Consider the following 26,409-nt stretch of genomic DNA (forward strand, 5'->3'; position numbering starts at 1 on the left):
TCAGCCCCCGGTCATCGGCGGGAACAGCGCGATCTCACGCGCGCCGGATATCTTCTCGCGGTGATCCACATGCTCCTGGTTGATGGCAACGCGGATCACGTCGGGAAACTGCAGCGCCTGCTCGTAGCCCTCGCCGCGCGACTGCAGCCAGCGCAAGAGGTCGGCGACAGTGTCGATGCCGTCGGGCAATTCGACGTCTTCCTCCGATGTGCCGATCCGCTCGCGGACCCAGGCGAAATAGATGAGCCGCATCTCACTCGTCCATGATGTGTTTGAGGCCGGCACGGAAATAGTCATAGCCGGTGTAAAGCGTCACGAGTGCGGCGATCCACAACAGCACCAGGCCGGTCTGCGTGGTCAGCGGGAAGATCTTGTCGCCGGCCGGCCCCGCCAGCAGGAAGGCGATGGCGACCATCTGGATGGTGGTCTTCCACTTGGCAAGCTGCGTCACCGGCACCGAGACCTTGAGTGCCGCCAGATATTCGCGCAGGCCCGAAACCAGGATCTCGCGACACAGGATGATGATCGCCGCCCACAGCGACCAGCCGGCGATACCCGCATGGCGGTCGGTGTCGGCCGCCAAGAGCAGGAGACAGGTGGCGACCAGCAGTTTGTCGGCGATCGGATCGAGCATCTTGCCGATGTTGGAGGTCTGCTGCCAGGCGCGTGCGAAATAGCCATCGAAGTAATCGGTGATGGAGGCCAGCAGGAATATGACCAGCGCCGACCAGCGGGCGAAGTCGCTCGACTTCAGATGCCCCTCGAGAAAAAAGCACAGCACGACCAGCGGCACCGCGATGATGCGGGCGTAGGTGAGCATGTTGGGCAGGTTGAACGCGCGCTGGGCCATGTCTGGGAGACTCTTTCTGCCTGCGTACTCAAATCAGAAGCGAATGTAGGGGGTCAACAGGCCAGATTCGACTGGCCAGATGAAAGTGCCGAATTTTCAACTTTCATGGAAGTGATTGTAGACCAGTTTCGCCACCTGTTCGGAAATACCGTCGACCTTCCTCAGATCCTCGATGGCGGCACGGCTGACCGCCTTGGCGGTGCCGAAATGCAACAGCAGAGCGCGCTTGCGGCCCGGGCCGATGCCGCTGATCTCGTCCAGCGGGCTCTTGACCATTTCCTTCTTGCGGCGGGCCCGGTGCGAACCGATGGCGAAGCGGTGGACCTCGTCGCGCAGGCGCTGGACGAAATAGAGCACGGGGTCGCGCACGGGCAGCGAAAACGAGTCCCTGCCCTTGACGAAGAAGCGCTCGCGCCCGGCATCGCGGTCCTGGCCCTTGGCGATGCCGATGGCCACGACGCGGTCCTCGATGCCGAGATCCGAGAGGATCTTGCGCACCGCCGTCATCTGGCCCTGACCGCCATCGATCAGGATGACGTCGGGCCAGGCCGGGAAGCTGCCGGAGATATCGTCTTCGATATCGTCACCTGCTGTCGTAACGTCATCCGGTTTGACATCGCCATGTTCCTTGAGCAGTCGCGAAAAGCGCCGCTCCATCACTTCGCGCATCATGCCGAAATCGTCACCCGGCGTGATCTCGGTCGAGCGGATGTTGAATTTCCGGTACTGGTTTTTCACAAAGCCTTCCGGCCCAGCGACAACCATGGCGCCAACGGCATTCGTGCCCATGATATGCGAGTTGTCGTAGACCTCGATGCGCACGGGTGGCTTGGCCAGGCCGAATGTCTCGGCGAAACCGGCAAGCAACCGGCCTTGCGTCGAGGTTTCGGCCAACCGGCGGCCAAGCGCCTCGCGCGCATTCTGCAAGGCATTGTCGGTCAGGTCCTTCTTCTCGCCGCGCTGCGGCACCGAGATCGCCACCTTGCGGCCGGCCCGGGTGGACAGCGCCTCCGCCAACAGTTCCTGATCCTCGACAGTCTGCGACAGAAGAATGGCACGCGGCGTCGGCTTGTCGTCATAGAACTGCGCCAGAAACGAGCCCAGCACTTCCGATCCTTCCAGCGCCGGATCGGCCTTCGGGAAATAGGCGCGGTTGCCCCAGTTCTGGCCGGTGCGGAAGAAGAACACCTGGATGCAGACCTGGCCGCCCTCCTGGTGGATGGCGAAGACGTCGGCCTCGTCCACCGTCGCCGGGTTGATGCCCTGATGGCTCTGCACGTGCGACAGCGCGGCCAGCCGGTCGCGATAGATGGCGGCGCGCTCGAAATCGAGATCTTCCGAAGCCTGCTGCATGGCGGCCGAAATCTCGGTCTTCACCTTCTGGCTGCGGCCGGAGAGAAAATCCTTCGCCTCCTCGACCAGATGGGCATAGCCCTCATGCGAGATTTCTCCCGTACACGGACCGGCGCAGCGCTTGATCTGGTAAAGCAGGCAGGGCCGCGTCCGGTTCTCGTAGAAGGAGTTGGTGCAGCTGCGCAACAGGAAGGCGCGCTGCAGCGAATTGATGGTGCGGCCGACAGCGCCCGCCGAGGCAAAGGGCCCGAAATAGTCGCCCTTGCGCGAGCGCGCGCCGCGATGCTTGTAGATGCCCGGCGAGACATGGTCGCCAGTCAAAAGGATATAGGGAAACGACTTGTCGTCCCGCATCAGAACGTTGAATCGCGGCCGCAAGCGCTTGATAAGATTGGCTTCAAGCAGCAGCGCCTCGATCTCGGTGCGGGTGACGACGAACTCCATCGTCGACGTTTCGCGCACCATGCGGCCGATGCGGTTGGTGTGGAACCTGCCTTGCGCGTAGTTGGTGACGCGCTTCTTCAGACTGCGCGCCTTGCCGACATAGAGCACGTCGCCGGCGGCGTTCATCATGCGATAAACGCCTGGCGCATTGGGCAACCGCTTGACCAGCGTCTGGATCACCTCGGCACCGACCATACCTTCGGCGTCGCCGGCATGTGGCGTCCAGTCGATCGCCGTGAAGGCGACATCCGGGCCGGCGGGTTCGACGATCTCCTCGAGCGCTTCGTCCTCGATGTCGATTTCGGGAGGAATATCTTCGGCGCCGCCGCGCGCCTTGTTCTTGTGATCCAAAGGACTCATTCCGTCATGCCTGTCACATCGGGCGTCTGCCACGCAAGGTGCTGGCCGCCATCGAGCGCGATCATCTGGCCGGTGACCGAGCGCGCCTCCCAGAGATAGCGTATTGTAGCGCCAAATTCCGGCAATTCCGGGCCGCGCTTCAGGATCAGGCCGGCGATCTGCGCATCGAAATCGGAATCGTCCTGGCGCAGGTTCTTCAGCGTCGGGCCCGGACCGACCCCGTTGACACGGATGCGGGGGCCGAGCGCCTGGGCCAGCATCTGGGTCTGGGTCCACAATGCCGCCTTTGACAGCGCATAGGAAAAATAACGCGGGGTCGGCCGCCAGACCCGCTGATCGATGATGTTGACGATCAGCCCCTCGCGCCCTTCCGGCAAGAAGCGGGCGAAATTCCGCGCCAGCAGCGCCGGGGTTTTCACGTGAATGGCGAAGTGGCGGTCCCAGGCCTGCCAGTCGAAATCCTCAACCGAATCGTCGACGAAGAGCGACGCGTTGTTGACCAGCAGCGAGATCGGGCCAAGCGCTGCTTCCGCCTGGCCGACGAGGTCGCTGACGGCGTCCATGTCGGTCAAGTCCGCCGCGACCACGGCGGCGCGGCCGCCAGACCGGTTAATCCCCGCGGCCAACGCGTCCGCCTCGTCGTGCGAGCGGTTGGAGTGGATGGCGACTGCAAAACCATGGCCGGCGAGATCCTCGACGATCGCCTTGCCGATCCGTTTCGCCCCGCCGGTCACCAGCGCCGCGGTGGCTTTGCTCATCTTCTGTCAATCCTCAATTTCGGCACGAAAAACGGTGCCCGGCAAAATATGGCCTGCCATCCGTTAAACAGCGTTTGCACCTGGGGCAGCATTGTGGCGAAACCGCCCGGCGGGTATTCCGACTCGCCGTGTCCCGAGGCCGGCAGCACTCCAATATAGGGCGCTGGACTCCTTGCACCAAGCGGTGTGCAGCGCAACATGACCGGGCTGCTGACATTTCGCTGTTGCGAAGATGCAACGTCAAGGTTCTGCCTCATTCGTGCCCGGGAATGACCCAAGTTCAGGTTCGGTTCAGCCGCATTTTGACACGACATTTGGAACCGACGAACGCCAGATCCGTTTCACCCCCCGGACGGGTTGATGGCGATCGTGTGAAACAAGCCTGTGTCCTGTGGCTTAAGGAGTAAAGAACAATGCAAGCCAATCTCAAATTCGCACGGCCGCTGGCCGTCGCGCTCGGGCTCTTCGCCCTCGGCGGAACTGCCTATGCCGCAGACGTCGTCCAGGAAGAGCCGCCGGCACCCGCCCCAGTTGCCGAACTGCCCGTCGCCTCCTGGGCCGGCCCCTATGCCGGTATCAATCTTGGTTATGGCTTCAGCGGCCGTACCAAGGAAAAGGATTTCGGCGTTTCGACCGACACCAAGGGTTTCGTCGGCAGCGTCTTCGGCGGCTATCAGTGGCAGCAGGAGAACTTCGTGTACGGCGGTGAAGCCGAACTCGGCTATAACGGCGTCAAGGGTGACGACAACGGCATCCACTCCAAGGGCGGCTTCGAAGGCTCGCTGCGTGCCCGTCTCGGCTACGCCGTGACCCCGGAAATCCTGCTCTATGGCACCGGCGGTCTCGCCGGCAGAAGCCTGAAGGTTGAGGACAGCGTCCTCGCCACCAGCGATACCGCCACCATGCTCGGCTGGACCGCGGGCGTCGGTACCGACATCAAGCTGACCGACAACGTGTTCGGCCGCGTCGAGTACCGCTACACCGACTTCGGCAGCAAGAGCTTCGACGGCGGTATTGGCAAGGTCAAGGCCACCGACAACCGCGTGACCTTCGGCCTCGGTATGAAGTTCTAAGTCGTTCAAGCCACGACACGAAAAAGCCGGGCCTCGTGCCCGGCTTTTTTATTGTCCACGCTGCGCCGCGCCAGCACCCCTCTGCCCTGCCGGGCATCTTCCCCGCAAGGGGGGAGATTGGTTCGTCGCCTCGGCTTCGCTAATCTCCATTGTCGACTACAAGCCCGCCCCGTCAGCCCGGAACCGCGGGCTTCAGTTCCGGGAATTTTTCGTCGAAGCGCGCGGCCCAGCGGGTGAGCCGGCCACGGCCCTTTTCCCACTTCCCGGCAAAGCGCAAGGAGAGATAGCCAAGGCAGGCCCGCAAGGCCATCTGCCCGGCGGTGATCTTCTTCGGCAGTTTGGGCGGGTTGGCATTGAGCTGATCGAGAGCAGCCGTGATCTTCGCCCACTGGCGGTCGAGCCAGGGCTGATAGACCATCTCCTCGGGCCGGGTGCGGCGCTCATAGACCATCGACAGCGCGCAGTCGCAAATGCCGTCGGCCAGCGCCTCCAGCACCTCGGCCTCCAACCGCTTGTCGGGATTGCGCGGGAACAGCACGTTCTTCGAAATCCGGTTGAGATGCTGGGTGATGGCGCGGCTGTCGTGAATGGAACGGCCGTCGTCGAGCACCAGCACCGGAATCTTGCCAAGCGGATTGGCGCCGATCAGGTCGGCCGGCCGGTCCTCGGTCTTGACCGGAACGTGCTCGATCGCGATCCCGGCATAGGCCGCGGCCATCCTTACCTTGGAGCTGTATGGAGAGGTGGATGCGTAGAGCAGTTTCGGCATGATCGGCTTCCTGTTTGCAGACGTCCACTGTCGACTGACAGGTTCTTGCGATCAACCGCCAGAACGCGGAAAAATAGCAGCCAGGAATCGGTTGCGGTTCCTGCCCCAAGCATCTCGACAAGCTACGGATTGGCACGTTGGAAAACGCGGGCGGACATCGACGGCAGGCTGATGGGACTCATACCTGCGTTCGCGTTTCATAGGTCCCGAGCATTGCATCGGGACCCTCCGCCAAGCGCGGCAAGGAGACAATCAGGCAGGCGAGCGAGGCAGCCAACCGGCGCCTCGCTTTGCTTGCCCTCTGCCCTTCTCCGACGTTCAGCCAACCAGGCCGAAACCGTTGCCGAGATAGTTCGATCCAGAGCGTCAGAGCGTCCTTGCCGAGTCCCGAAGGACGCGCGACGCCCCAACGGCCGGTCTACTTCTTGGCCGGAGCCTTCGCCTTCGCAGGCGCTGCCTTGGCCTTCGGCGCGGCTTTCTTCACCGCGGGCTTGGTCGAGGCTGCCGCGGCTTTCATAGCAGGCTTTGCCGCGGCCTTGGCCACAGGCTTCTTCGCCGGTGCCGGCTTCTTGGCCGCGGGTTTTGCCGCTGCCTTGGCCGCGGGTTTCGCCGCCGCCTTGGCCGCAGGCTTCTTCGCCGGTGCTGCCTTGGCTGCCGGCTTTGCCGCTGCCTTGGCCGGCGCTGCCTTCTTCACTGCCGGTTTCGCCGCAGCCTTGGCCACGGGCTTCTTCGCCGGTGCCTTCGCTGCGGGCTTTGCCGCCGCCTTCGCAGGCGCTGCTTTTTTCACTGCCGTTGCGGCCTTCGCCGCGACTGCTTTTGCGGGTGCTTTCTTTGCCGGTGCCTTGGATGCCGGCGCTTTAGATGACTGCTTAGCCATGTCATGCCCCTTCACGTTATGCCGATGGCCGTGAATGACCCCGGCGCGCAATGCATATCTGACTCGCGGCTCGCTAGCCAGCGAAGCAATGGTATGATTTTGTCAGCTTAAATTTTGGTTGAGATCCACACACGATCTCACTCGTCATCGCAAAAATTCGCCGCTGATCTTCAGACATCGCCAGCAATTTGATATCGGCATTCTTCGCACGCAGCGAGACCAGTCGTGGCATGAAGCTTCGAAGATCAACAACCAGCCTCGCGCATCGATCGTCAGCCGCGAACATCACGAGCCAATGCTTCGTCGATACAATCATCTTTGGTGGCTGCACGATCTACGCGAAGCGTGAGAGCAATGCGACGACCGATCTGCCCATCACCTTGTCAAGCTTGATTCCGTCAACCCACCTTTCGACTGATTGACAGATAACTCTGCATGACAGAGTATTCTGTGCAAAACAACGGGCTGTTTCGATGCCGATCGCAGAAGAGGAAAGGACGCCGTCGCTGTGGGGAAACGCGGGGGTGACGCTCCATGGCGACGGCATCGCCGTCGATCACCCGCGGCCTTTTCATGCCGGAGCCAATTCATGAGCGCCGACGAGGTCATCCATCAAAGCACGCGACTCAGGATCATGGCCATCCTGCACACGCTGGACAGGCGCGAAGCGCTTGAATTCACCCGATTAAAGGACATGGTCGAAGCCACGCACGGCAATCTCGGCGCGCACATCGAGACGCTTGCAAGGGCCGGCTACGTCGATGTCGAAAAGCTTTTCGTCGAGCGGCGGCCGCAAACGCGGGTCTGGGCAACAACGATGGGGCGGCGCGCCTTTCGCAGTCATGCCGCCTGGCTTCGGGCCATCCTCGATGAAGCGGAACCGGCGGCGGATCGCCCTCAGCCCAGAACGCGGCGGCGCTCTTCGTAGATCATTGGCCATCGGTCGCGGCCGGCAACGCTTTCAGTGTGTGGCGACCACGGCGACGCCGGCGCCAATCATCACGCCGCCAGCCGCGCGGTCGACGCGACGCACGATGCCTGGCGAGCGCAACAGTTTGCGGGCTCGACCGGCAAGCATGACGCGTCCGCCAATCACCACGGCCTCGACGGTACTGCCAACCGAGTCACGACGGGAGGCACCGGCACCGCGCCGGCCGCCAGGGTGAACTGGCGCGCTAGGGGGACCGAGCATCGTGACGGCGAGTATGGCAAGCAATCCTTTGTCGATCGTGGCGCTGCTGCCGCCCGGTTCGATCGGCACGTCCCTTATCGTCATGGTTGGTAGCCGGGGCAGACGGCGCCGAGCGCAACGATGGCGAGATGGATCGCATTGCCTGTCAACACAGTACGCGAAAGCGCCCGCAGCCGATCAGGCTGCTGGCGCGAAAGGGATCGCGAAGGTAGGCTGGGTTCAGCGCAGGACGCGGCAGCGGCCGTTGTAGACCATCCAGCGGTCGAAGCCCGAAACGCAGAATTCGACATTGTCGCCGATCGAAGCGAAGCCCTGGCCTTCCTCGATCAGATACCAGATGGTCCGGTCACGGCCGTCGGAGAGGCTGACGGTGGCGCCACAATAGCGGCGGCCGATCGGCCAGGTGTCGTTGGCGGGCAGATAACGGTGCTGGTGGATGCGCCGGAAATCGGTGATCTGCACATCCGGCAGGTGCGGCACGTGACGCACCTGGTAGGAGAAGCGGTGGGTGATCTTGTTCAGCACCCAGGGCTCGCCGCAGACGCCGCCATCGTCGTCGGGATAGACGCCGACAAGGTCGGCCGCCTGCACAGCCTGGGTGACACCGAGGGGCGCGGCGAGCGAAGTGCAGAGCGAAATCAGGGCAGCAAGTGCGGATTTGGCGAAGCGAGTCATGACAGCCTCTCAAGGTCGATTGCGCGCACTGTGCGGATTCGCTTGGCGTCGGTCAAGCGGTTGCCGAAACAATGGTTTCCCGGTTCGAAACCTCGACCTATTCCGCGGCCAGCCAGTCCAGCGTCCAGTGCGCCGGCTTTGCCACGGCGAGCAATTTGTGCAGTGCCGGCAACACGGTTCGCAATTCGGCTTCCAGCGTGAAGGGCGGATTGACCACCACCATGCCGCTGCCGTCGAGACTGGGTTCCGATGAGGCCGGCCTGATCTCGAATTCTATATCGAGGATTTTCGGGATGCCGGATTGCTTCAGCGCTTTCCTGAAGGCGATGATCGCCTTGCGGTCCTTGATCGGGTACCACAGCGCATAGATGCCGCCAGGCCAGCGCTTGTGCGCCCTTATGAGCCCGTCGACGAGGCGGCCGAACTCGCCCTCTTCCTCGAATGGCGGATCGATGAGCACCAGGCCGCGCTTTTCCTTCGGCGGCACATGCGCCCCGAGCGCCAGCCAGCCGTCGAGTTCCATCACCCTCACCTGGAAATCGCCGGCGAATTCCGCCTTCAGCCTCGCCGCGTCCTTGGGGTGGAGTTCGATCGCCGACAACCGGTCCTGCTTGCGCAGGAGATCGCGTGCGAGCAGCGGTGAGCCTGGATATTTCTTCATACCGCCCTCGGGATTGAGCGACCGCACCGTCTCCAGGTAGGGCGTCAGCAGCTCCGCCGCCCTGGCGTCGAACGAGGCGTCGATCAGCCGGCCGATACCGCCCAGCCATTCGCCGGTCTTCTGGGCTTCGACTGACGACAGATCGTAGCGGCCAATGCCGGCATGGGTATCGACGACGCGAAACGCCTTGTCCTTCTGCTTCAGGTATTCGAGCAGGCGCGTCAGCACGACGTGCTTGACGACGTCGGCAAAATTTCCGGCGTGGTAGGCGTGACGGTAGTTCACGTGGCCCCCCTGCCCCAGCGCGGCGGTGGCGGCTGCGAGTTCGGATTGTCGGGCCGGCCGCCGCCGGAGCGCAGGGACAGCAGGAGGCCGATCAAGCCGACCGCCATCAGGGAGAAGCCGACCGGCCGCGCACGGCTGTCGGTTTCGCCGACACCGGAACGCAAGATCAGGTCGACCGCCCGCATCGGTATGTCCTCGGCATCGCCCGGGCCGACGGTGAAGAGGTAGGAACCGGTGCTGACCGCCGGGATCAGTCCGGCCTCGTCGCGAAAGATCTTGTCGGGCAGTTGCGGACTGGCCTGGCGCGGGTTGTCCACGTGGTTGAACTGCAGCGTCGATGCGAGCACGGTGCGGCCATTGGTGGCCGCGGTCAGCGTCAGCACCGTACGCTGCTGCGAAACGATGCGTTCGGCCCTCGCGGTCAGGTCGACAAGCACCCGCACCGGTGCATCGCGGCTCTTCAGTGGCACGGTCAGCGGTCTGAAGCGGCCCTGCTCATAGACCCGCCAGGTGCCGATCTCGCGGCCGGAAAAATTGGTCATCGCCCAGGGATAGATGACGCCGACGCCGGCGCCGGCCAGCAGGATCAGGACAAACAGAAAGCGCATTCGGACAGTCACCTTGTAATCGCACCTTGCCGGACAACTAGCTTGCGTTGGCGCCGTCGCGCAGGCGCTCGCCGCTTCGGCCTGCATCTTCTCGCTCGCCACGGCGCCAGTGTACGCCGACGACTATGATGTGACGATAAAGGATATCCAGTCGACCATGGGCGGCGTGCCCAGCTTCGTGAAGCAGTTTCCAAAAGCCGGTCTGCCCGGTGCCTGGGCCGAGGTCAAGGCCATCGAGCTCAGCGACAAGACGGCGCTGCCGCCAAAGGTCAAGTCGCTGATCTCACTGGCGGTGGCAGCGCAGATTCCGTGCAACTACTGCATATGGTCGGACACGCGGGACGCCAAGCGAGCCGGCGCCACCGAAGAGGAGATCCAGGAAGCGGTGGCGATGTCCGCGCTGACCCGCCACTGGAGCACCATCTTCAATGGCATGCAGGTCGATTTCGCGACATTCAAGAAGGAAATGGGCGGGCAATAGCCGCGGGGCTAAGCCTTGCGCTCCCAGCGCCGGTCCGGCGTCTGCTGCCAATAGGTCACGGCGTGGCCCGCGTCCTTCATCGTCTTCCAATGCGCCCGGGCCGCATCGACTTGGGCGGCGTCATGGCCGTCGAACAGGAACACGGCACGCTCGTAGCTGCTGAGGTCGGGCGGCGTCGCGCCATCGACAAGGAACCTTATTTTGGCTTCGTTGGGATTGCCGTCGCCGGTGGTCAACAGGATAGGCTGTTCGCCGGGATAGGCCTCACGATCGGTCGCGTGCGCCAGGAACGAATCGTCCCGGAAGGTCCACAGGTGCTGGTCTAGCGCGTCGCGCCGCTCCTCGGTGCCGGTCTGCACCACGGCGCGCCAGCCGCGATCGACGCTGCGCTCGAGCAGACCCGGCAGCGCATCCTCCAGCGTCGATTCGGTCAGATGGTAGAACAGCACTTCGGCCATGGATCGAGGTCAGCTCTCGTAATGATCGCGCACCAGGCGGTCGAGCAGCCGCACGCCAAAGCCCGAGGCCCACGACTGGTTGATCTCGTTCGACGGCGAGCCCATCGCCGTGCCGGCGATGTCGAGATGCGCCCAGGGCGTGTCCTTGACGAAGCGCTGCAGGAACTGCGCGGCGATGATCGCGCCGCCGTAGCGGCCGCCGATGTTTTTCATGTCGGCGTTCTTGGAATCGATCAGCTTGTCGTATTCGGCGCCAAGCGGCATGCGCCACAGCCGCTCCTGCGTCGACTGGCCCGCCGCCGTCAGCCTTTGCGCCAACTCGTCATTGTTGGAGAACAGGCCGGCGTAATGCACGCCGAGCGCGACCATGACGGCGCCGGTCAGCGTCGCCAGATTGACCATGAATTTCGGCTGGAAGCGGTCGTTGCAGTACCACAGCGCGTCGGCCAGCACGAGGCGCCCTTCCGCGTCGGTATTGAGCACCTCGATGGTCTGCCCCGACATGGACGTGACAATGTCGCCGGGGCGCTGGGCATGGCCGTCGACGGCGTTTTCCACCAAGCCGATGATGCCGACGACATTGGCCTTCGCCTTGCGGGCGGCCAGCGCATGCATCAGGCCGGTGACCGCCGCGGCACCGCCCATGTCGCCCTTCATGTCTTCCATGCCCGATGCGGGCTTGATCGAATTGCCGCCGGTGTCGAAGGTGACACCCTTGCCGACGAAGGCGACAGGGCTGTCCTTGGGCTTGCCGCCGTTCCACTGCATGACGGCCATGCGGGCGCCGCGAGGCGAGCCTTGCGCGACGCCGAGCAGCGAGCCCATGCCGAGCTTCTTCATCTCCTTCTCGGCTAGGATCTCGACCTTGACGCCGAGCGCCTCGAGTTCCTTGGCGCGGGCAGCGAACTCGACCGGTCCCAGCACGTTTGCCGGCTCGTTGACCAGGTCGCGCGCCAGAAGCACGCCGTCGATCACCGCCTCGGCATCCGCGAAGGCCTTCTTGGCGCCTGCCGGGTCGGCGGTGTGGATGGTGACCTTGGCCGGCTTCCTGGGATCGGCCTTTGCGTCATCCTTGTCCTTCCTGGTCTTGTACTTGTCGAAGGAATAGCTGCGCAGGAGAATGCCCGCCGCAAGGCTGGCGGCATCCTTGCCATCGGGCGAGGCGCCGGCCAGGTCGAGCACCACGGCCACATCGGTTGCCTTGCGCAGCGACGCCGCAATGGTGCCGCCGAGTTTCAGCCAGGCATATTCGTCGAGCCCCGACGCCTTGCCGGCGCCGATCGCGACCAACCTGTCGAGCGAGGATCCCTCCGGAGCCAGAATTTCGACGACGCCGGCGAACTTGCCGGTGAACTCGGCCACCGGGAAAGCGCGCTCCAGCGTCTTGCCGGGATCGTAAGCCCTGGCCGCCTCGGTCAAGCCGCCGTCATCCGCCGACAGCACGAGGACGGTGCCTTTCCTGCTCGCCGCCGTCTGGGGCGCGGCGAATTTTGCAAAGGCGATCGACGGTCTCGGGTTCATCATGTCCTGCTTTCGGGGAGTGTTTGACTGTGCGCGAAGCGGTTTGAAGCAATCCGCGACATTTGGTCGTTTTCCGGCATTTGGCAAGACTTTGCCAAAATGGCTACCCATATGACACATGGAATCGATGGCGATTCGTCGCGGCACGGCCCCGCTTCATGCCGCAACCTGTTGTTAACCATCGATGTTCGCCCTTTCTTATCCATTGCCGCCGACACTCCGGTCCACAGCGGCACGCGAGGTGGGACGGGAACCGGATCGCCTGCCTGATCGAGCCCATCGGAGCCAGTTGTGCGGTCGTCGCCGGACAGCTACCCTTAGTTTGGTGGCATGATGCCGTTCGAGAAAACCGAGTAAAGCCTTCATGACGGTCGTTGAACGCTACATCATGCGCCGCGCTTTCGTGGTCTTCATGGCGGCGCTGGTCTGGACGCTGGCCATCGTGTGGACGACGCAGGTGCTGGCCAAGATCGATCTGGTCACCGACAGCGGCCAGTCCGCCCTGACCTTCTTCGAGGTCGCATCCCTCATCCTGCCCTCGATCATCCCGATCGTCGTGCCTTTCGCTCTGGTGGTGGCTGTCGCCCAGACACTCAGCGTCATGAATTCGGATTCGGAGCTCGCGGTCGTCAACGCCTCGGGCGCCTCGCGGTGGACGATCGTGCGGCCGATCATGCTTCTGGCGCTGGCCGCAAGCGTCTTTTCCTTCGCGGTGGACAACGGCATCGACCCCTATGCGCGGCAGAAAAACCGCGCCCTGGTGGCGGAGTCGCGCTCCGACCTGTTGTCGCTGATCATCCAGGAAGGCACCTTCCGAAAGATCGAGGACGGGCTGTTCCTGCAGATCGGCGAGCGGCTTCCCGACAATAAGCTAGGTGGCATCTTCGTCGCCGATTCGCGCGAGGAAGGCGTCAATCTCGTCTATTATGCCAAGACCGGCAGCATCATCGAACGCGGCGGCGAGAAGGTGCTGATGATGAATGACGGCGTCATCCATCGCAAAACGCTGACCGGTGACCTCAGTGTCATCCGGTTCACCTCCTATGCCTTTGACATGTCGGCCTTCATGTCGGCGGCCAATCAAGTAACGCTGCTGCCGAAGGACCAGACCACCCAATACCTGCTCAATCCCAGCGCCAACGACAAGAACTATCAGCAAAATCCACAGGAGTACCGGGCCGAGATCGACCAGCGGTTTTCAGAGTGGACCTATTCCATGGTCTTCGCATTGATCGCGCTGGCGGTCGCGGGCGACGCGCGCTCGCACCGGGAGGCGCGCGTCAATCCGCTGATCACGGCCATTGCAATATCGCTGTTCGTGCGCTGGCTGGGCTTCTTTGCCTCGAGCAAGGCCGATGAGATCCCGCAATACGGCTATATGGTCTATGGCGTGCCCATCGTGGCTTCGGCGGTGGCGATCTGGTTCATCGTCTCCAACCGGACCATGGAATTGCCGGTGGCCTGGGCGGACTGGATGACAAATCTGGCCAGCCGCATCGGTGACGGCTGGAATTCCCTCAAACTGCGTTTGTCCAGGCGCGACACTTCAGGTCAGAGGGTCGGCTGATGGGCTGGACGCTGGGCCGATATTTCTTCTTCCGCTACGTGGCGATCACGATCTGGTTCTTCCTCGGCCTGCTGGCGCTGGTGTTCCTGATCGATTTCACCGAACTGTCCGGCCGTACCACCGGCTTGCCCGGCTTCACCTATGGGACGGCGATGGCCATTTCGGGACTCCGGATGCCGATGATCATGCTGCAGACGGTGCCGTTCGTCGGCCTGTTCTCGGCAATGGCGACGCTGGTATCGCTCAACCGGCGCTATGAGTTGGTCATTGCGCGTTCGGCCGGCGTCTCCGCCTGGCAATTCCTTTTGCCGTGCTGCATCGGAGCGCTGCTGTTCGGCGTCGTATCGGTCGGGATCATCAACCCGCTCGCCGCGCACGCCTTCTCCTTGTCCGAACAGATCGAGACCCAGTTGCGCTCCGGAAAATCAAACACGGTTTCGGCCGACGCGGCGCCCTGGATTCGCCAAAAAACCAGTTCCGGCGACACCATCATCGGCGCGCGGGCTATCCTCAACCAGGGCCTGGAGATGTCCGACGCCGTCTTTTTCATCCTCGACCAGCAAGGCAATATCGCCGAGCGCAAGGATGCGGCGCGTGCCTACCTGCGGGACGGTTATTGGGAATTGCAGGACGTCAAGACCTTCAGGAACGGCGTCATCCAGTCTGCGGCGAACGATCGCGTGCCGACCAATCTGAAGCCCGAATTCGTGCAGGAGCGGCTGGCGCGCCCGGAAACCATTCCTTTCTACGACCTGCCCGGAAAAATCGAGGTTGCCCGTTCCTTCGGCCTCAAGGCAAATGCCTTTGCCATGCAGTTTGATTCGCTGGTGGCGTTGCCGTTCCTCCTCGTCGCCATGACGCTGATTGCTGCAACAGTTTCAATGCGATTTGCGAGGATGGGACAATCGGCAACGATGATTCTGGGTGGCGTCGTTGCCGGCTTTCTGCTTTATGTCGTTTCGGTGCTGGTGAAGGCATTCGGCGTGGCGGGATTCGTGCCGACTGCCGTAGCCGCCTGGGTGCCGGTCGTGGTAGCTATGTTCTTCGGGGTGACTTTCCTGCTATACAAGGAAGACGGCTAGTGAGGGAAGCGGTTTTGCCCAGCAGCAGGCAGGCCCATTTGGCGCGCCTTTATGCGGCGAGCGCCTTGGCATGCTTGTTTGCCTGCGCCGTCCCGCTGCCTGCGGTCGCGCAGGAGGTCGGTGACGTTGCGGCCAAGGTTCCGTCCGGCTCGCAAATGCTGCTGGCCGCCGACACGCTGGTTTACAACAACGACAACCAGACCGTGACCGCCGTCGGTGGCGTGCAGATCGATTATGGCGGCAACCGCCTGGTTGCCCAGAAAGTCGTATACGACCGCAATACCAAGCGGATGGTCGCCAGCGGCAATGTCGAAGTCATCAACAGCGACGGCACCAAGATCAATTCGGATCATATCGACATAACCGACGATTTCGCCGACGGTTTCGTCAACGCGCTGCGCGTCGAGACCATCGACAAGGCCTATTTCGCCGCCGAGAGCGCCGAACGCATGGGCGGCGTGCTGACCACGTTCCACAATGGCGTCTACACCGCCTGCGAGCCGTGCGAGGACAAGCCAAACAAAGCGCCGACCTGGCGCGTGAAGGCCAGGAAGATCATCTGGAACGGCGAGAAGAAAACGGTTCGCTTCGAGAACGCGAATTTCGAGTTCTTTGGCTTCCCGCTCGCCTACCTGCCGGCGTTCGAGATTGCCGACCCGACGGTCAAGCGCAAGAGCGGCTTCCTGATCCCCAGCATCAGCTACAACAGCCACCTGGGTTACAGCGTCAAGGTTCCCTATTATTTCGCACTGTCGCCGACCTATGACCTGACGGTGTCGGGGAGCGGCTACACCAAGCAGGGCTTCCTCGGAGAGGCCGAGTGGCGCCAGCGTTTCAACAACGGCGAATACAGTTTGAAGATCGCGGGGATCCAGCAGCGGGACCCGGATGCCTTCCTTGATAGCGCCGCTTTCCCTTCGACCGGCGGTCACAACATCGATTCGGGCGCGGCGGGCGATCCGAACAAGTTCCGCGGCATGATGGGCACGCAGGGCAAGTTCGCCATCAACGAACGCTGGAATTTCGGCTGGGACGTTCTGCTGCAGACCGACAAGAATTTCTCGAGCACCTACAACATCGACAAGTACAATGCCGCCGTCCACCAGTCGACGGTTTACCTGACTGGTCTCAACGGCCGCAATTATTTCGACGTGCGCGCCATGCACTTCGATGTCCAGGAGAACACGCCCAACAACTATATCTCCGCGCGAAGCGACCAGCAGCCCTGGGTGCTGCCGTCGTTCGACTATACAAACATCCCCGACGTGGCGGTCGCCGGCGGCCAGTTGTCGCTCAATGTCAACGCGCGGGTTCTCCGTCGCGATGAACTCGATCAAACCTACTTCACGCCTTACGTGCCCGGCTCGGGTACCCAGCGCGTGCGCGGCATTGAAGGTGAATCCGGCCGCCTGACCGCCGAGGCCGAGTGGAAGCGGTCATTCGTTACCGATGACGGGCTGGTGCTGACGCCGTTGCTGGCGCTGCAGGGCGACGTCGACTATCTCAATGCGTCATCGGCTTCGCTCGCCGCCGTCAACCAGATGGCGACGAATTTGGGCGAGCAGGACGACATGCGCTCGTCATTTGCCCGTTACATGGCAACCGCCGGGCTGGAGATGCGCTGGCCGCTGCTGTTTTCGATGGCCAGCGGGTCCAGCCATGTCATCGAGCCGATGGCACAGCTCTTTGTGCGTCCGAACGAACAGTATGTCGGCGGCCTCGCCATTCCGAACGAAGACGCCCAGAGCATGGTGTTCGATGCGACCACCCTGTTCGAACGCGACAAGTTCTCCGGTTACGACCGTGTGGAAGGCGGCTCGCGCGCCAATGTCGGCTTCCGCTATTCCGGCTCCTATATGAACGGCTGGGGCACCAACGCCATTTTCGGCCAGTCCTATCAGATTGGCGGCGAGAACTCCTTCGCGGCGCCGGATCTGGTCAATGTCGGCGCCTATTCGGGTCTTCAGGAAACCAAGTCCGACTATGTCGGCCTGTTTGGCATCAACAGCCCGAATGGTTTCGCGGCCTCGGTCAGCGGTCGCTTCGACGAACAGACCTTCGAGATTCGCCGCGCCGAGTTCAAAGCCGCCTATTCGGGGCTGCCGGTATCCCTGAGCGCCAAATACGCCTTCATCCAGGCCCAGCCGCTCTACGGTTTCACGACCGACCGTCACGAAGTCACGCTGGGTGCCTCGACGCATCTTGCCGAGAACTGGCGCGTCTTCGGCACGGGAACCTACGACCTGCAGGAAAGCCTGTTGGTCAAGGATGGGGTGGGCTTTGCCTATAATGATTCCTGCTTCACCTATTTGATGACGTACTCGCAGTCGCGCGACCTGAACACCAGGGAGGTGACGCAGAGCATCGGCTTCAACCTGTCGTTCCGTACGCTCGGCGACTTCGGCTCGTCGACCAGCGCCATCGACACCATCCAGTAGTCGGCGACATCGTTTCGCCGCATAGGGCTGGCACGGATTCGCGCACCCGGATGAGGACGAAATCGGGCGGAGCCGGGATGATAAAATTGGGATGCCAACGATGAGGAAGTACCTCTTTTCAGCAGGGTTTGCGCTGCTTGTGGCGGCGACATCCGTGTCGATGACCGTCATGATGCCGCCGGCTTTCGCCAGTGAGATCAAATACGTCGTCAACAACGTACCGATCACCACTGGTGATATCGCGCATCGTGCCGCCTTCCTGAAACTGCAGCGCAAGAAGGGCGATGCCGCCCAGGAAATGATCGACCAGACGCTGCGCCTCGCGGAAGCCAGACGGCTTGGTATCCGCATCAGCGACGCCCAGGTCGAAGCGGCCTATCAGCGCTTTGCAACCAGCAACAAGATGCAACTCAGTCAGCTTAACGGCGTCATGGAAAAATCCGGCGTCGGCAAGGACCACTTCAAGGAGTTCATCCGCGCCCAGATGGCCTGGAACCAGGCCTTGAGCGCGCGCTACCGTTCCGGTGAGGGCGGCAGCGTAACCGAGCAGGATGCGGTCAGGCGCATGCTCGACAAGGGTGGCGCCAAGCCAAGCGCCACCGAATACATGCTGCAGCAGGTCATCTTCGTCGTGCCGGCGTCCGAGCGCAGCGCCACGCTGGCCAAGCGCAAGCGCGAGGCCGACGCCATGCGCGCCCGTTTCAACGGCTGCACCACGACGCGCGAGTTCGCCAAGGGCTTGATCGACGTCACTGTTCGCGACCTGGGCCGGGTGCTGGCGCCGCAATTGCCGCCGGACTGGGCCGAGCAGATCAAGGCGACCAAGGTCGGCGGCGCCACCGTCACGCGTGAGACCGAGCGCGGCGTCGAGTTCATCGGTATCTGCTCATCGCGTGAAGTGTCCGACGACAAGACCGCCCAGATGGTGTTCCAGAGCGAAGGCTCCAGCGACAAGAATGCCGACGAGCTCAGCAAGAAATATGTCGAAGAGTTGAAGGCGAAAGCCCACATCGTCAAGCGCTAACGTGAGCGGCGCTGACGTGAATGGCGCTGACGTGGGTGATGCGGTGACCGCGCTGGCGTTGAGCGCCGGCGATCCATCCGGCATCGGCCCCGAAATCGCCATCGCCGCCTTCATGGCGCGTGAAGCTCTTGGCGTGCCTGCCTTCTATCTGCTTGCCGATCCGGCACTGATCGCCTCCCGGGCGGGCCAGCTCGGCCTGTCGGTGCCGATCATCGAGACAACGCCCGCGCAATCGGCACGGGCATTCGCCCAGGCCCTGCCGATCGTTCCGCTGACGGCACGCTGCGTCGACAGCCCGGGCCGGCCGGATCCGGCCAATGCAGCCACCACCGTCGAGGCCATCGATCGCGCTGTCGCTGCCTGCCTTGCCGGTGACGCCGCCGCCATCGTCACGTGCCCCATCGCCAAGAAGCCGCTTTACGATGCCGGATTCCGCTTTCCCGGCCATACCGAATATCTGGCGCATCTGGCGGCCCGGCACACCGGCGTCGAGGCGCTGCTGCCGGTGATGATGCTGGCGGGCCCTGACCTGCGCACGGTTCCCGTCACCATCCACATCGCGCTGGCCGAGGTGCCGAAGGCACTGACCACCGAGTTGATCGTGGCCACCGCACGCATTACCGCTGCCGACCTCGCCAGCCGGTTCGGCATCGCCAGGCCGAGGCTCGCCATTGCCGGCCTCAATCCGCATGCCGGCGAAGGCGGCTCCATGGGCCTGGAGGACGAGCGTATCGTGCGCCCGGCCGTCGATATCCTGCGCGCCGAGGGCATCGACGCTTTCGGCCCCCTGCCGGCCGACACATTGTTCCATCCCCGGGCGCGGGCGGGCTACGACGCGGCGCTGTGCATGTATCACGACCAGGCTTTGATCCCGGCCAAGGCATTGGCCTTCGACGAGGCGGTCAACGTCACGCTCGGCCTGCCCTTCATCCGCACCTCGCCCGACCATGGCACCGCCTTCGACATCGCCGGCAAGGGCATTGCGCGCCCCGACAGCCTGATCGCTTCGTTGAAGCTGGCCAGGAAGCTGGCTGACACCGACGCAAGGGCCGCGGCCGCATGAGTGCTCCCCCTTCTGGCTTTCCGGCATGAGTATCGACGGGTTGCCGCCGCTGCGCGACGTCATCGAGCGCCATGAGCTGCAGGCGAAAAAGGCGCTCGGCCAGAATTTCCTGCTCGACCTCAATCTAACCAGCAAGGTCGCGCGTGCCGCGGGCGACCTGACAAACACCACGATAATCGAGGTTGGGCCGGGGCCTGGCGGCCTGACAAGGGCGCTGCTTTTCAACGGCGCCCGACGGGTCATTGCCATCGAGCGCGACGAACGCTGCCTCGCGGCGTTGGCCGAGATTTCGGAACATTATCCGGGCCGGCTGGAGATTATTGCCGGCGACGCGCTGAAAACGGACTTTGCCGCACTCGCCGCCGGCGAGCCGACGAAGATCGTGGCCAATCTGCCCTACAACATAGGCACCGAGTTGCTGATCCGCTGGCTGACGGTCACGGACTGGCCGCCCTTCTATGCCTCGATGACGCTGATGTTCCAGCGTGAGGTTGCCCAGCGCATCGTCGCCGCGCCCGGCAGCGATGCCTATGGCAGGCTTGGCGTGCTGGCCGGCTGGCGTACCCAGGCCAGGATGGCCTTCGACGTGCCGCCCCAGGCATTCACGCCGCCGCCCAAGGTCACCTCTTCGGTGGTGCATCTGGAGCCGCGCGCGATACCCCTGCCCGCCGACGTGAAAAAACTCGGCCGCGTCACGGAAGCCGCTTTCGGCCAACGCCGGAAGATGTTGCGGCAGAGCGTGAAAAGTCTCGGCGGCGAGACCCTGCTCGAGCGCGCAGGCATCGATCCGACCCGCCGTGCCGAGACGCTCAGCGTCGAGGAGTTCGTGCGACTGACCAATTTGGTATAGAGCAATTCCAGGAAAAGTGTGACACGGTTTTCCGTCCGGAATTGCGTAAAAACAAAGAGATAGAGCGGTTCGCCGTTTCCGTGAAACGGTGAAATGCTCTAGCACCAGCTGGCCTGGAAACGCCTCGCTCACGGCATAGATAATCTGGCAAACATGCTGGAGAACCAAATGCCCGCCTACATCATTTCCGATGTCACCATCCGCGACGAAGAGGCGATCGAGATCTATCGAACCCGTGCCGCTGCCTCCATCGCACAGCACGGCGGGCGCTATCTGGTGCGTGGCGGCCAGGTGGAGGCGCTGGAAGGCAAGTGGCATCCCGGGCCGCTGATCGTCGTCGAATTTCCTGACATGGAACGGGCCAGGCGTTGGTACACTTCCGCTGAGTATGCGGCTGCACTGGACGTGCGCGACGCCGCGCTCAGCCGCAATCTGATCCTGGTCGGCGGCGTGGCATCCTGAAACCGGTCAGCCGGTCTTTTCGTCCAACAGGCCAGAGACGAAATCGAACAGACCAGGCCGGCGATCGCGCCTTAGCCGCTCGGCCACGACGATGCCGCGCACTTCGGCGAAGGCGCGATCCAGATCGTCATTGACGATGACGAAATCATATTCCTTCCAGTGCTCGATCTCGTTGCGGGCGTTCTTGAGCCGCGTCTCGATCACGGCTTCCTGGTCCTCGGCGCGGCGCTTCAGGCGCGCCTTCAGTTCCTTCATCGACGGTGGCAGGATGAAGATCGAGACGATATCGGCGCGCATCTTCTCCTTGAGCTGCTGGGCGCCTTGCCAATCGATGTCGAAGAGCATGTCGCGACCTTGCGCCAGCGCCAGTTCGGCGGGTTCGCGCGGCGTAGCATAGCAGTTGCCATGCACCTCGGCCCATTCGAGCAGCGCGTCGGAATCGCGCAACCGTTCGAAGTCGCGCATCGTGCGGAAATGATAGTGAACACCTTCGATCTCGCTGCCGCGACGCGGCCTTGTGGTGACCGAGACCGACAGTTCGAGGCTGGAGTCGCTTTCCAGAAGGTTGCGCGCGATGGTCGACTTGCCGGCGCCGGACGGCGACGACAGGACGAGCATCAGCCCCCGGCGACGAATGCGGGAGCCCAAATCCTTGGCAACCATCGGTTCCTTGGCAACCATCGGCTACTCCAGATTTTGGACCTGTTCACGAAACTGGTCGACCACGGCCTTCAGTTCCAGCCCGATCGCGGTGACGGCCGCGGCGTTCGACTTCGAACACAGCGTATTCGATTCGCGGTTAAATTCCTGTGCCAGAAAATCGAGCTTGCGGCCGACGGCGCCGCCGCCCTCGATCAGCGCCCGGCCAGACGCGACATGCGTTTTCAACCGGTCGATCTCTTCGCGAATGTCGGCCTTGGTGGCAAGAAACGCCGCTTCCATGTGCAGCCGGCTCGCGTCCAGATTGGCGGACGGGTCCATCAGCAGCCTGACCTGCTCGGCGATGCGTTCACGGATCGCCGCCGCATCGCGCGACGGATCCGCCTCGGCGCGCAGCGTCAAGGCCTCGATGGCATCGATATGGCCGGACAAAAGCAGCGCCAGTGCAGCACCCTCGCCGTGCCGCGCCTGTTCGAGCCCCTTCAATGCCACGTCTAGCGCCGCCATGATGGCCGTATCGAGCGCGGCGCGCGCTTCTTCGGTTTCGATAGTTTCGGGAATATCGAGCACGCCACGCAGCGAAAGCAGGCCGTCGGCCGTCGCCGGAGCAACGCCGAATTGCTCCTGCAGCCGCTTGGCAAGCCCCGCCAGATCCTTCAGGAACGCCTCGTTGACAATCGGCTGCGCCTGCGTGCCGGCGGCACGGCCGATGGTCAGCGTCGCCTGGAAATTGCCCCGGGCGAAACGCTTCTGCAGCGTTTGCCTGACCGCCGGCTCCAGCCGCTCGAATCCTTGCGGCAGCCGCAGCCGCACCTCGACGCTCTTGCCGTTGACGGACTTGACCTCCCACGCGACCGAGGTCCCTTCATGCTCGGCGACGGCGCGGGCAAATCCGGTCATGCTCTGCAAATTCATGTCGCCTGCACACCCCTGGCGCATTGCCCCGAAACCATTCCGGACAGGGCAAATGCTGCTTAAAAATGATCACGCCGCGGGACGTTGAAATCGGACGCGTGGCGTTGCTTCAAATGTCGGGGCTGTCGCCCTTCCAGCCTTCTTCGTCTTACTGGGCGGCGCCCGCATCGCCGCCGGCGTCGCCATCGTCGATGGCGTCAGCAGGTTTGTCGGTATCGCCGCTGGCACCAGCGGCCGCAGCGGCCTTGGCCGCCTCATCGGCCTGCTTCTTCTGCAACGCACGATAGCGGGCGACGTTTTCATTGTGCTCGTCCAGCGTCGCGGCAAAAACGTGACCGCCAGTGCCATCGGCAACGAAATAGAGATCGTCGGTCTTCGATGGATTGGCCACGGCCTCAAGTGCCGCACGCCCCGGATTGGCGATGGGCGTCGGCGGCAGGCCGCTGATCAGATAGGTGTTGTAAGGCGTCTGCTTCTGGATGTCGGACTGGTAGATCGGCCGGTCCACCGGCTTGCCCTTGCCGCCGAACAGACCATAGATGATGGTTGGATCGGATTGCAGGCGCATGCCCTTGGCCAGCCGGTTCAGGAAGACCGCGGCCACCCGTGAACGCTCGTCACCCTTGCCGGTTTCCTTCTCGACGATCGAGGCCAGGGTGACGAACTCGTCGACGTTCGACAGCGGCAGGTCCGGCGCACGCCGCTGCCATACCTCGTCGACCAGCTTCTTCTGATCGCCCAGCAACTTGTCGATCATCTGCTGGCGCGTCGCACCCCGCGTGAAACGCAGCGTGTCGGTGGCCAGGCTGCCCTCGGGAGGCGTCTTGGCCGGCATGTCGCCGCTCAAGGCGGGCTCGCCGGCGATACGCTGCAGAGCCTGCTCGACCGTCAACCCTTCCGGAATCGTCAGTGAGTACATCACCGACTTGCCGCTCTTCAAAAGCTCCATGATGTCGCGCATGGATGCCCTGGGCTTGACCTCGTATTCACCGGCCTTGAGCGCGGAATCGTTGCCGAAGGCACGCACGCCAAGCCGGAAGATACGAGCGTCGCTGATCAGTCCGCGGCGCTCGAGCTGGTCGGCGATATCCTGGACGCCGGTGTTCGGCTTGACCAGGAAAGTGTCGCCATTGGCCGAGGGGCCGGGTTCGGTGAATTCCTGCTTGCCGAAGTAGACCGCCACGCCCGCCGCCAGCACCATCAGCATCACCGAGGAGATGACGAAGTTCATGAACACGACGACCTGGCTGCGAGAAGCGCGCGAGCGCTTCGGCGGCGGCGTTCCGGCTTCAGGCCGCAAGGCTTCGCTGGCTGTCTTCGGCACGATCGGCCCAGTGCTCGCCGGTCGTTGCCCGAATTCTCCGTTGCCTGCCGGATTTGTATTCATTTCGCCCTACCGTTTGATCTCTCAACGAATCCCCTGCGGCAGAGTAGGGGCGAATATGGCAAAATTGACGATACGTCAAAGCATCGCCCGGCAACCGGACGATCAGCCATTGTAGCGTTGGAACACGAGCGATGCGTTGGTGCCGCCGAAGCCAAAGGAATTGGACAGCGCCACGTCGATCTGGCGGGAGCGAGGCTTGTTCGGCACCAGGTCGATCGCGGTTTCGCGTTCGGGGTTGTCGAGGTTGATGGTCGCCGGTGCGACATTGTCCCTGATCGCGAGGATCGAGAAGATCGCTTCGGCGGCGCCCGCCGCCCCCAGGAGATGGCCGATCGACGATTTGGTCGACGACATCGAAATCTTGGACGCGGCATTGCCGACAAGCCGCTCGACGGCGCCGAGCTCGATCGTGTCGGCCATGGTCGAGGTGCCGTGGGCGTTGATGTAGTCGACGTCGGCAGGCGTCAGCTTGGCCCGGTTCAGGGCCGCCGTCATGCAACGGAAGGCGCCGTCACCGTCCTCGGCGGGCGCGGTGATGTGATGGGCATCGCCGGTCAGGCCATAGCCGGTAACCTCGGCATAGATCTTGGCGCCGCGCGCCTTGGCGTGCTCCAGTTCCTCCAGCACGACGACGCCGGCGCCCTCGCCCATGACGAAGCCGTCACGGTCGCGGTCGTAGGGGCGCGATGCAGTCTGTGGCGTATCATTGTGCTCGGTCGACAGCGCCCGGCATGCGGCGAAGCCGGCGATCGACAGCCGCGTCACCGGCGCTTCGGCACCGCCGGCGACCATTACGTCGGCATCGCCCCACATGATCAGCCGGGCAGCGTCGCCGATGGCGTGCGCGCCGGTCGAGCAGGCAGTGACGACGGCATGGTTCGGGCCCTTCAGCCCGTGCCGGATCGAAACCTGGCCGGAGACCAGATTGATGATCTGGCCGGGGATGAAGAAAGGGCTGATGCGGCGCGGACCGCGCTCCTTGAGGATCATCGCGTTCTCGGCGATGCCCTCGATACCACCGATGCCGGAACCGATCAGAACGCCGGTGGCGCACTGCTCTTCATGGGTTTTGGGTTCCCAGCCGGAATCCTTCAGCGCCTCGTCGGCGGCGGCAATCCCGTACAGGATGAAGTCGCCGATCTTGCGCAGTTCCTTCGGCTCGAGCACGGCCTCGGGATTGAAGGTGGCATTGCTGCCGTCGCCACGCGGAACGACGTGGGCGATCTTGCAGGCAAGATCCTCCACCTCGAACTCGGTGATGCGCTTGGCGGCGCTGCGGCCGGTCAGAAGTTCCTTCCAGCTGTGCTCGAAGCCCATGCCGAACGGTGACAACAACCCAAGGCCCGTGACGACGACACGCCTCATCGCAGGTCCTCCCCGGTGGTGACTGCGGAAAGTGTCAGGCCGAAGCCTTGTCGATGTACTTCACCGCATCGCCGACGGTCAGGATGGTCTCGGCCGCGTCGTCGGGAATCTCGACGCCGAATTCTTCTTCGAACGCCATGACGAGTTCGACCGTGTCGAGGCTGTCGGCGCCCAGATCGTCGATGAAGCTCGCCTGCTCCGTCACTTTGTCGGCATCGACGCCAAGGTGTTCGATGACGATCTTCTTGACGCGCTCTGCGGTGTCACTCATTTGGGCATCCTCGTCTTTTGTTTGTCTGTCTTCGTTAGCGGGCAGAATGCCGCTAATCAAGCTGAAAGATGGTCCTGCCGGAAACGCAACGGCCACGGACCGGTTTTTGCCCGAACCGCCGGGTTGCGGGCCGCATTACACGAAAAATAGCTGAGGTCCAAGGCGAAATGGTCTCTTTTCACAACCCGGCAGCGTTGCCGCCGGGCCTCGTTCAGATCATCGCCATGCCGCCATTGACGTGGACGGTCTGGCCGGTGACGTAGGCGGCTTCGTTGGAGGCGAGATAGGCGACCGCGGATGCGACTTCAACGCTGGTGCCCATGCGGCGCGTCGGGATGGCCGCCATGATCGCCTCTTTCTGCTTGTCGTTGAGCTTGTCGGTCATTGCCGATTCGATGAAGCCGGGGGCGACACAGTTGACGGTGATGTTGCGGGTGGCGATCTCCTGCGCCAGCGACTTGGAGAAACCGATCATGCCGGCCTTCGAGGCGCAGTAATTGGTCTGGCCGGGATTGCCGGTCACGCCGACCACCGAGGTGATGTTGATGATGCGGCCATGGCGCCGGCGCATCATCGGATGGGTGAGTTCGCGAGTGAGCCGGAAAACCGCGGTCAGATTGACCTCGATCACGCTGTCCCAATCGGCGTCCGACATGCGCACGAACAGGCCGTCCTTGGTGATGCCGGCATTGTTGACCAGGATGTCGACACCTTCCAGATCGGCTTCCGCCTTCTGGCCGAGCGCCTTGACCTCGTCGCGGTTCGACAGATTGGCCGGAAACAGCTTGACCCGGTCGCCAAGTTCGTTGGCCAGCGTCTCCAACTTCTCGATGCGCGTGCCATGCAGGCCGACAATGGCGCCCTGCGCATGCAGCACCCTGGCGATCGCCTCGCCGATGCCTCCCGATGCCCCGGTAACGAGCGCCTTGCGGCCGGTCAATTCGAACATTTTTGTCTCCT

28 protein-coding genes and 1 pseudogene are annotated in these 26,409 nt (G+C 63.1%); 12 read left to right on the top strand and 17 right to left on the bottom strand.

Annotated features, from left to right (window positions below; all coding sequences use genetic code 11):
• From moaD to AC0NIH_RS25590, 4 genes are all read right to left on the bottom strand, one after another.
• Positions 1–252 carry a molybdopterin converting factor subunit 1 gene (gene moaD / locus AC0NIH_RS25575; RefSeq protein WP_013896262.1) on the bottom strand — a complete coding sequence of 84 codons (252 nt, stop codon included), beginning with the start codon at positions 250–252 and terminating at the stop codon, positions 1–3.
• Position 253: 1 nt separating this feature from the next.
• On the bottom strand, positions 254–850 hold the full coding sequence (gene pgsA / locus AC0NIH_RS25580) for a CDP-diacylglycerol--glycerol-3-phosphate 3-phosphatidyltransferase (RefSeq protein WP_013896263.1): 597 nt from the start codon (positions 848–850) through the stop codon (positions 254–256).
• 96 nt (positions 851–946) lie between these two features.
• Complete coding sequence (gene uvrC, locus AC0NIH_RS25585) at positions 947–3,007, bottom strand: excinuclease ABC subunit UvrC (RefSeq protein ID WP_473462345.1); 2,061 nt, start codon at positions 3,005–3,007, stop codon at positions 947–949.
• Complete coding sequence (locus AC0NIH_RS25590; protein WP_473462348.1) at positions 3,004–3,765, bottom strand: SDR family oxidoreductase; 762 nt, start codon at positions 3,763–3,765, stop codon at positions 3,004–3,006. The genes uvrC and AC0NIH_RS25590 overlap by 4 nt, the downstream gene beginning before the upstream one ends.
• A gap of 413 nt (positions 3,766–4,178) precedes the next feature.
• Between AC0NIH_RS25590 and AC0NIH_RS25595 the strand changes: the two genes are divergently transcribed.
• Positions 4,179–4,838, top strand: a complete 660-nt coding sequence (locus AC0NIH_RS25595; RefSeq protein ID WP_023768528.1) for an outer membrane protein — start codon at positions 4,179–4,181, stop codon at positions 4,836–4,838.
• Between the two features lie 172 nt (positions 4,839–5,010).
• On the opposite strand, the gene AC0NIH_RS25600 is transcribed toward AC0NIH_RS25595, so the two are convergent.
• Positions 5,011–5,607 carry a glutathione S-transferase gene (locus AC0NIH_RS25600; RefSeq protein ID WP_473462350.1) on the bottom strand — a complete coding sequence of 199 codons (597 nt, stop codon included), beginning with the start codon at positions 5,605–5,607 and terminating at the stop codon, positions 5,011–5,013.
• A gap of 458 nt (positions 5,608–6,065) precedes the next feature.
• Between AC0NIH_RS25600 and AC0NIH_RS25605 the strand changes: the two genes are divergently transcribed.
• Positions 6,066–6,518, top strand: a complete 453-nt coding sequence (locus AC0NIH_RS25605; RefSeq protein ID WP_474025080.1) for a hypothetical protein — start codon at positions 6,066–6,068, stop codon at positions 6,516–6,518.
• 555 nt (positions 6,519–7,073) lie between these two features.
• Entirely contained in the window at positions 7,074–7,412 is a 339-nt protein-coding gene (locus AC0NIH_RS25610; protein WP_023768532.1) for a transcriptional regulator, read from the top strand.
• Between the two features lie 33 nt (positions 7,413–7,445).
• Here AC0NIH_RS25610 and AC0NIH_RS25615 read toward each other — a convergent pair.
• The 4 genes and pseudogenes from AC0NIH_RS25615 to AC0NIH_RS25630 all read right to left on the bottom strand — a co-directional run.
• A pseudogene (locus AC0NIH_RS25615) lies at positions 7,446–7,598 on the bottom strand (LysE family translocator); the annotation flags it as partial.
• A 297-nt stretch (positions 7,599–7,895) separates the two neighbouring features.
• Positions 7,896–8,351 carry a hypothetical protein gene (locus AC0NIH_RS25620; RefSeq protein WP_023779671.1) on the bottom strand — a complete coding sequence of 152 codons (456 nt, stop codon included), beginning with the start codon at positions 8,349–8,351 and terminating at the stop codon, positions 7,896–7,898.
• 97 nt (positions 8,352–8,448) lie between these two features.
• Positions 8,449–9,297: a 23S rRNA (adenine(2030)-N(6))-methyltransferase RlmJ gene (locus AC0NIH_RS25625; protein ID WP_473462354.1), complete on the bottom strand. Its 849-nt coding sequence runs from the start codon at positions 9,295–9,297 to the stop codon at positions 8,449–8,451.
• Positions 9,294–9,905, bottom strand: a complete 612-nt coding sequence (locus tag AC0NIH_RS25630) for a hypothetical protein (RefSeq protein WP_473462356.1) — start codon at positions 9,903–9,905, stop codon at positions 9,294–9,296. The genes AC0NIH_RS25625 and AC0NIH_RS25630 overlap by 4 nt, the downstream gene beginning before the upstream one ends.
• Positions 9,906–10,035: 130 nt before the next feature.
• On the opposite strand from AC0NIH_RS25630, the gene AC0NIH_RS25635 reads away from it, so the two are divergent.
• Positions 10,036–10,386 (top strand): carboxymuconolactone decarboxylase family protein, encoded by a 351-nt coding sequence (locus AC0NIH_RS25635; protein ID WP_245264319.1) that lies wholly within the window; start codon positions 10,036–10,038, stop codon positions 10,384–10,386.
• Between the two features lie 8 nt (positions 10,387–10,394).
• Here AC0NIH_RS25635 and AC0NIH_RS25640 read toward each other — a convergent pair whose 3' ends face one another.
• A complete protein-coding gene (locus tag AC0NIH_RS25640; RefSeq protein WP_473462359.1) occupies positions 10,395–10,844 on the bottom strand; it encodes a DNA polymerase III subunit chi in 450 nt (149 codons plus the stop codon).
• 9 nt (positions 10,845–10,853) lie between these two features.
• Positions 10,854–12,365 carry a leucyl aminopeptidase gene (locus AC0NIH_RS25645; protein ID WP_473462682.1) on the bottom strand — a complete coding sequence of 504 codons (1,512 nt, stop codon included), beginning with the start codon at positions 12,363–12,365 and terminating at the stop codon, positions 10,854–10,856.
• A gap of 364 nt (positions 12,366–12,729) precedes the next feature.
• On the opposite strand from AC0NIH_RS25645, the gene lptF reads away from it, so the two are divergent.
• From lptF to AC0NIH_RS25680, 7 genes are all read left to right on the top strand, one after another.
• Entirely contained in the window at positions 12,730–13,932 is a 1,203-nt protein-coding gene (lptF, locus tag AC0NIH_RS25650) for an LPS export ABC transporter permease LptF (RefSeq protein ID WP_473462362.1), read from the top strand.
• Positions 13,929–15,014: an LPS export ABC transporter permease LptG gene (gene lptG / locus AC0NIH_RS25655; RefSeq protein ID WP_031258544.1), complete on the top strand. Its 1,086-nt coding sequence runs from the start codon at positions 13,929–13,931 to the stop codon at positions 15,012–15,014. The genes lptF and lptG overlap by 4 nt, the downstream gene beginning before the upstream one ends.
• Positions 15,014–17,452, top strand: a complete 2,439-nt coding sequence (locus AC0NIH_RS25660; protein ID WP_473462364.1) for an LPS-assembly protein LptD — start codon at positions 15,014–15,016, stop codon at positions 17,450–17,452. The genes lptG and AC0NIH_RS25660 overlap by 1 nt, the downstream gene beginning before the upstream one ends.
• A 91-nt stretch (positions 17,453–17,543) precedes the next feature.
• Complete coding sequence (locus AC0NIH_RS25665) at positions 17,544–18,476, top strand: peptidylprolyl isomerase (RefSeq protein ID WP_023768542.1); 933 nt, start codon at positions 17,544–17,546, stop codon at positions 18,474–18,476.
• A gap of 31 nt (positions 18,477–18,507) precedes the next feature.
• Positions 18,508–19,539, top strand: a complete 1,032-nt coding sequence (pdxA, locus tag AC0NIH_RS25670) for a 4-hydroxythreonine-4-phosphate dehydrogenase PdxA (protein WP_473462684.1) — start codon at positions 18,508–18,510, stop codon at positions 19,537–19,539.
• 25 nt (positions 19,540–19,564) lie between these two features.
• Entirely contained in the window at positions 19,565–20,389 is an 825-nt protein-coding gene (rsmA, locus tag AC0NIH_RS25675; RefSeq protein ID WP_473462367.1) for a 16S rRNA (adenine(1518)-N(6)/adenine(1519)-N(6))-dimethyltransferase RsmA, read from the top strand.
• A 168-nt stretch (positions 20,390–20,557) separates the two neighbouring features.
• Entirely contained in the window at positions 20,558–20,851 is a 294-nt protein-coding gene (locus AC0NIH_RS25680) for a DUF1330 domain-containing protein (protein ID WP_473462369.1), read from the top strand.
• A gap of 6 nt (positions 20,852–20,857) precedes the next feature.
• Here the strand turns inward: AC0NIH_RS25680 and gmk are convergent, their stop codons facing one another.
• The 3 genes from gmk to mltG form a co-directional block, all read right to left on the bottom strand.
• Entirely contained in the window at positions 20,858–21,514 is a 657-nt protein-coding gene (gene gmk, locus AC0NIH_RS25685) for a guanylate kinase (protein WP_473462687.1), read from the bottom strand.
• 21 nt (positions 21,515–21,535) lie between these two features.
• Positions 21,536–22,426, bottom strand: coding sequence for a YicC/YloC family endoribonuclease (locus AC0NIH_RS25690; protein WP_473462372.1), 891 nt, complete (start codon positions 22,424–22,426; stop codon positions 21,536–21,538).
• Positions 22,427–22,574: 148 nt separating this feature from the next.
• Positions 22,575–23,657 (bottom strand): endolytic transglycosylase MltG, encoded by a 1,083-nt coding sequence (mltG, locus tag AC0NIH_RS25695; RefSeq protein WP_473462375.1) that lies wholly within the window; start codon positions 23,655–23,657, stop codon positions 22,575–22,577.
• Between mltG and AC0NIH_RS25700 the strand changes: the two genes are divergently transcribed.
• Positions 23,656–23,928 (top strand): hypothetical protein, encoded by a 273-nt coding sequence (locus tag AC0NIH_RS25700; protein WP_245272771.1) that lies wholly within the window; start codon positions 23,656–23,658, stop codon positions 23,926–23,928. The genes mltG and AC0NIH_RS25700 overlap by 2 nt on opposite strands.
• Here the strand turns inward: AC0NIH_RS25700 and fabF are convergent.
• From fabF to fabG, 3 genes are all read right to left on the bottom strand, one after another.
• On the bottom strand, positions 23,916–25,178 hold the full coding sequence (gene fabF / locus AC0NIH_RS25705; RefSeq protein WP_013896299.1) for a beta-ketoacyl-ACP synthase II: 1,263 nt from the start codon (positions 25,176–25,178) through the stop codon (positions 23,916–23,918). The two genes, AC0NIH_RS25700 and fabF, sit on opposite strands and share 13 nt — an antisense overlap.
• Before the next feature lie 34 nt (positions 25,179–25,212).
• Complete coding sequence (locus tag AC0NIH_RS25710; RefSeq protein WP_006203723.1) at positions 25,213–25,449, bottom strand: acyl carrier protein; 237 nt, start codon at positions 25,447–25,449, stop codon at positions 25,213–25,215.
• A gap of 211 nt (positions 25,450–25,660) precedes the next feature.
• Positions 25,661–26,398: a 3-oxoacyl-[acyl-carrier-protein] reductase gene (fabG, locus tag AC0NIH_RS25715; protein ID WP_140780091.1), complete on the bottom strand. Its 738-nt coding sequence runs from the start codon at positions 26,396–26,398 to the stop codon at positions 25,661–25,663.
• Between the last annotated feature and the right edge of the window lie 11 nt (positions 26,399–26,409).

It is taken from the genome of Mesorhizobium sp. WSM1386 (assembly GCF_055901595.1).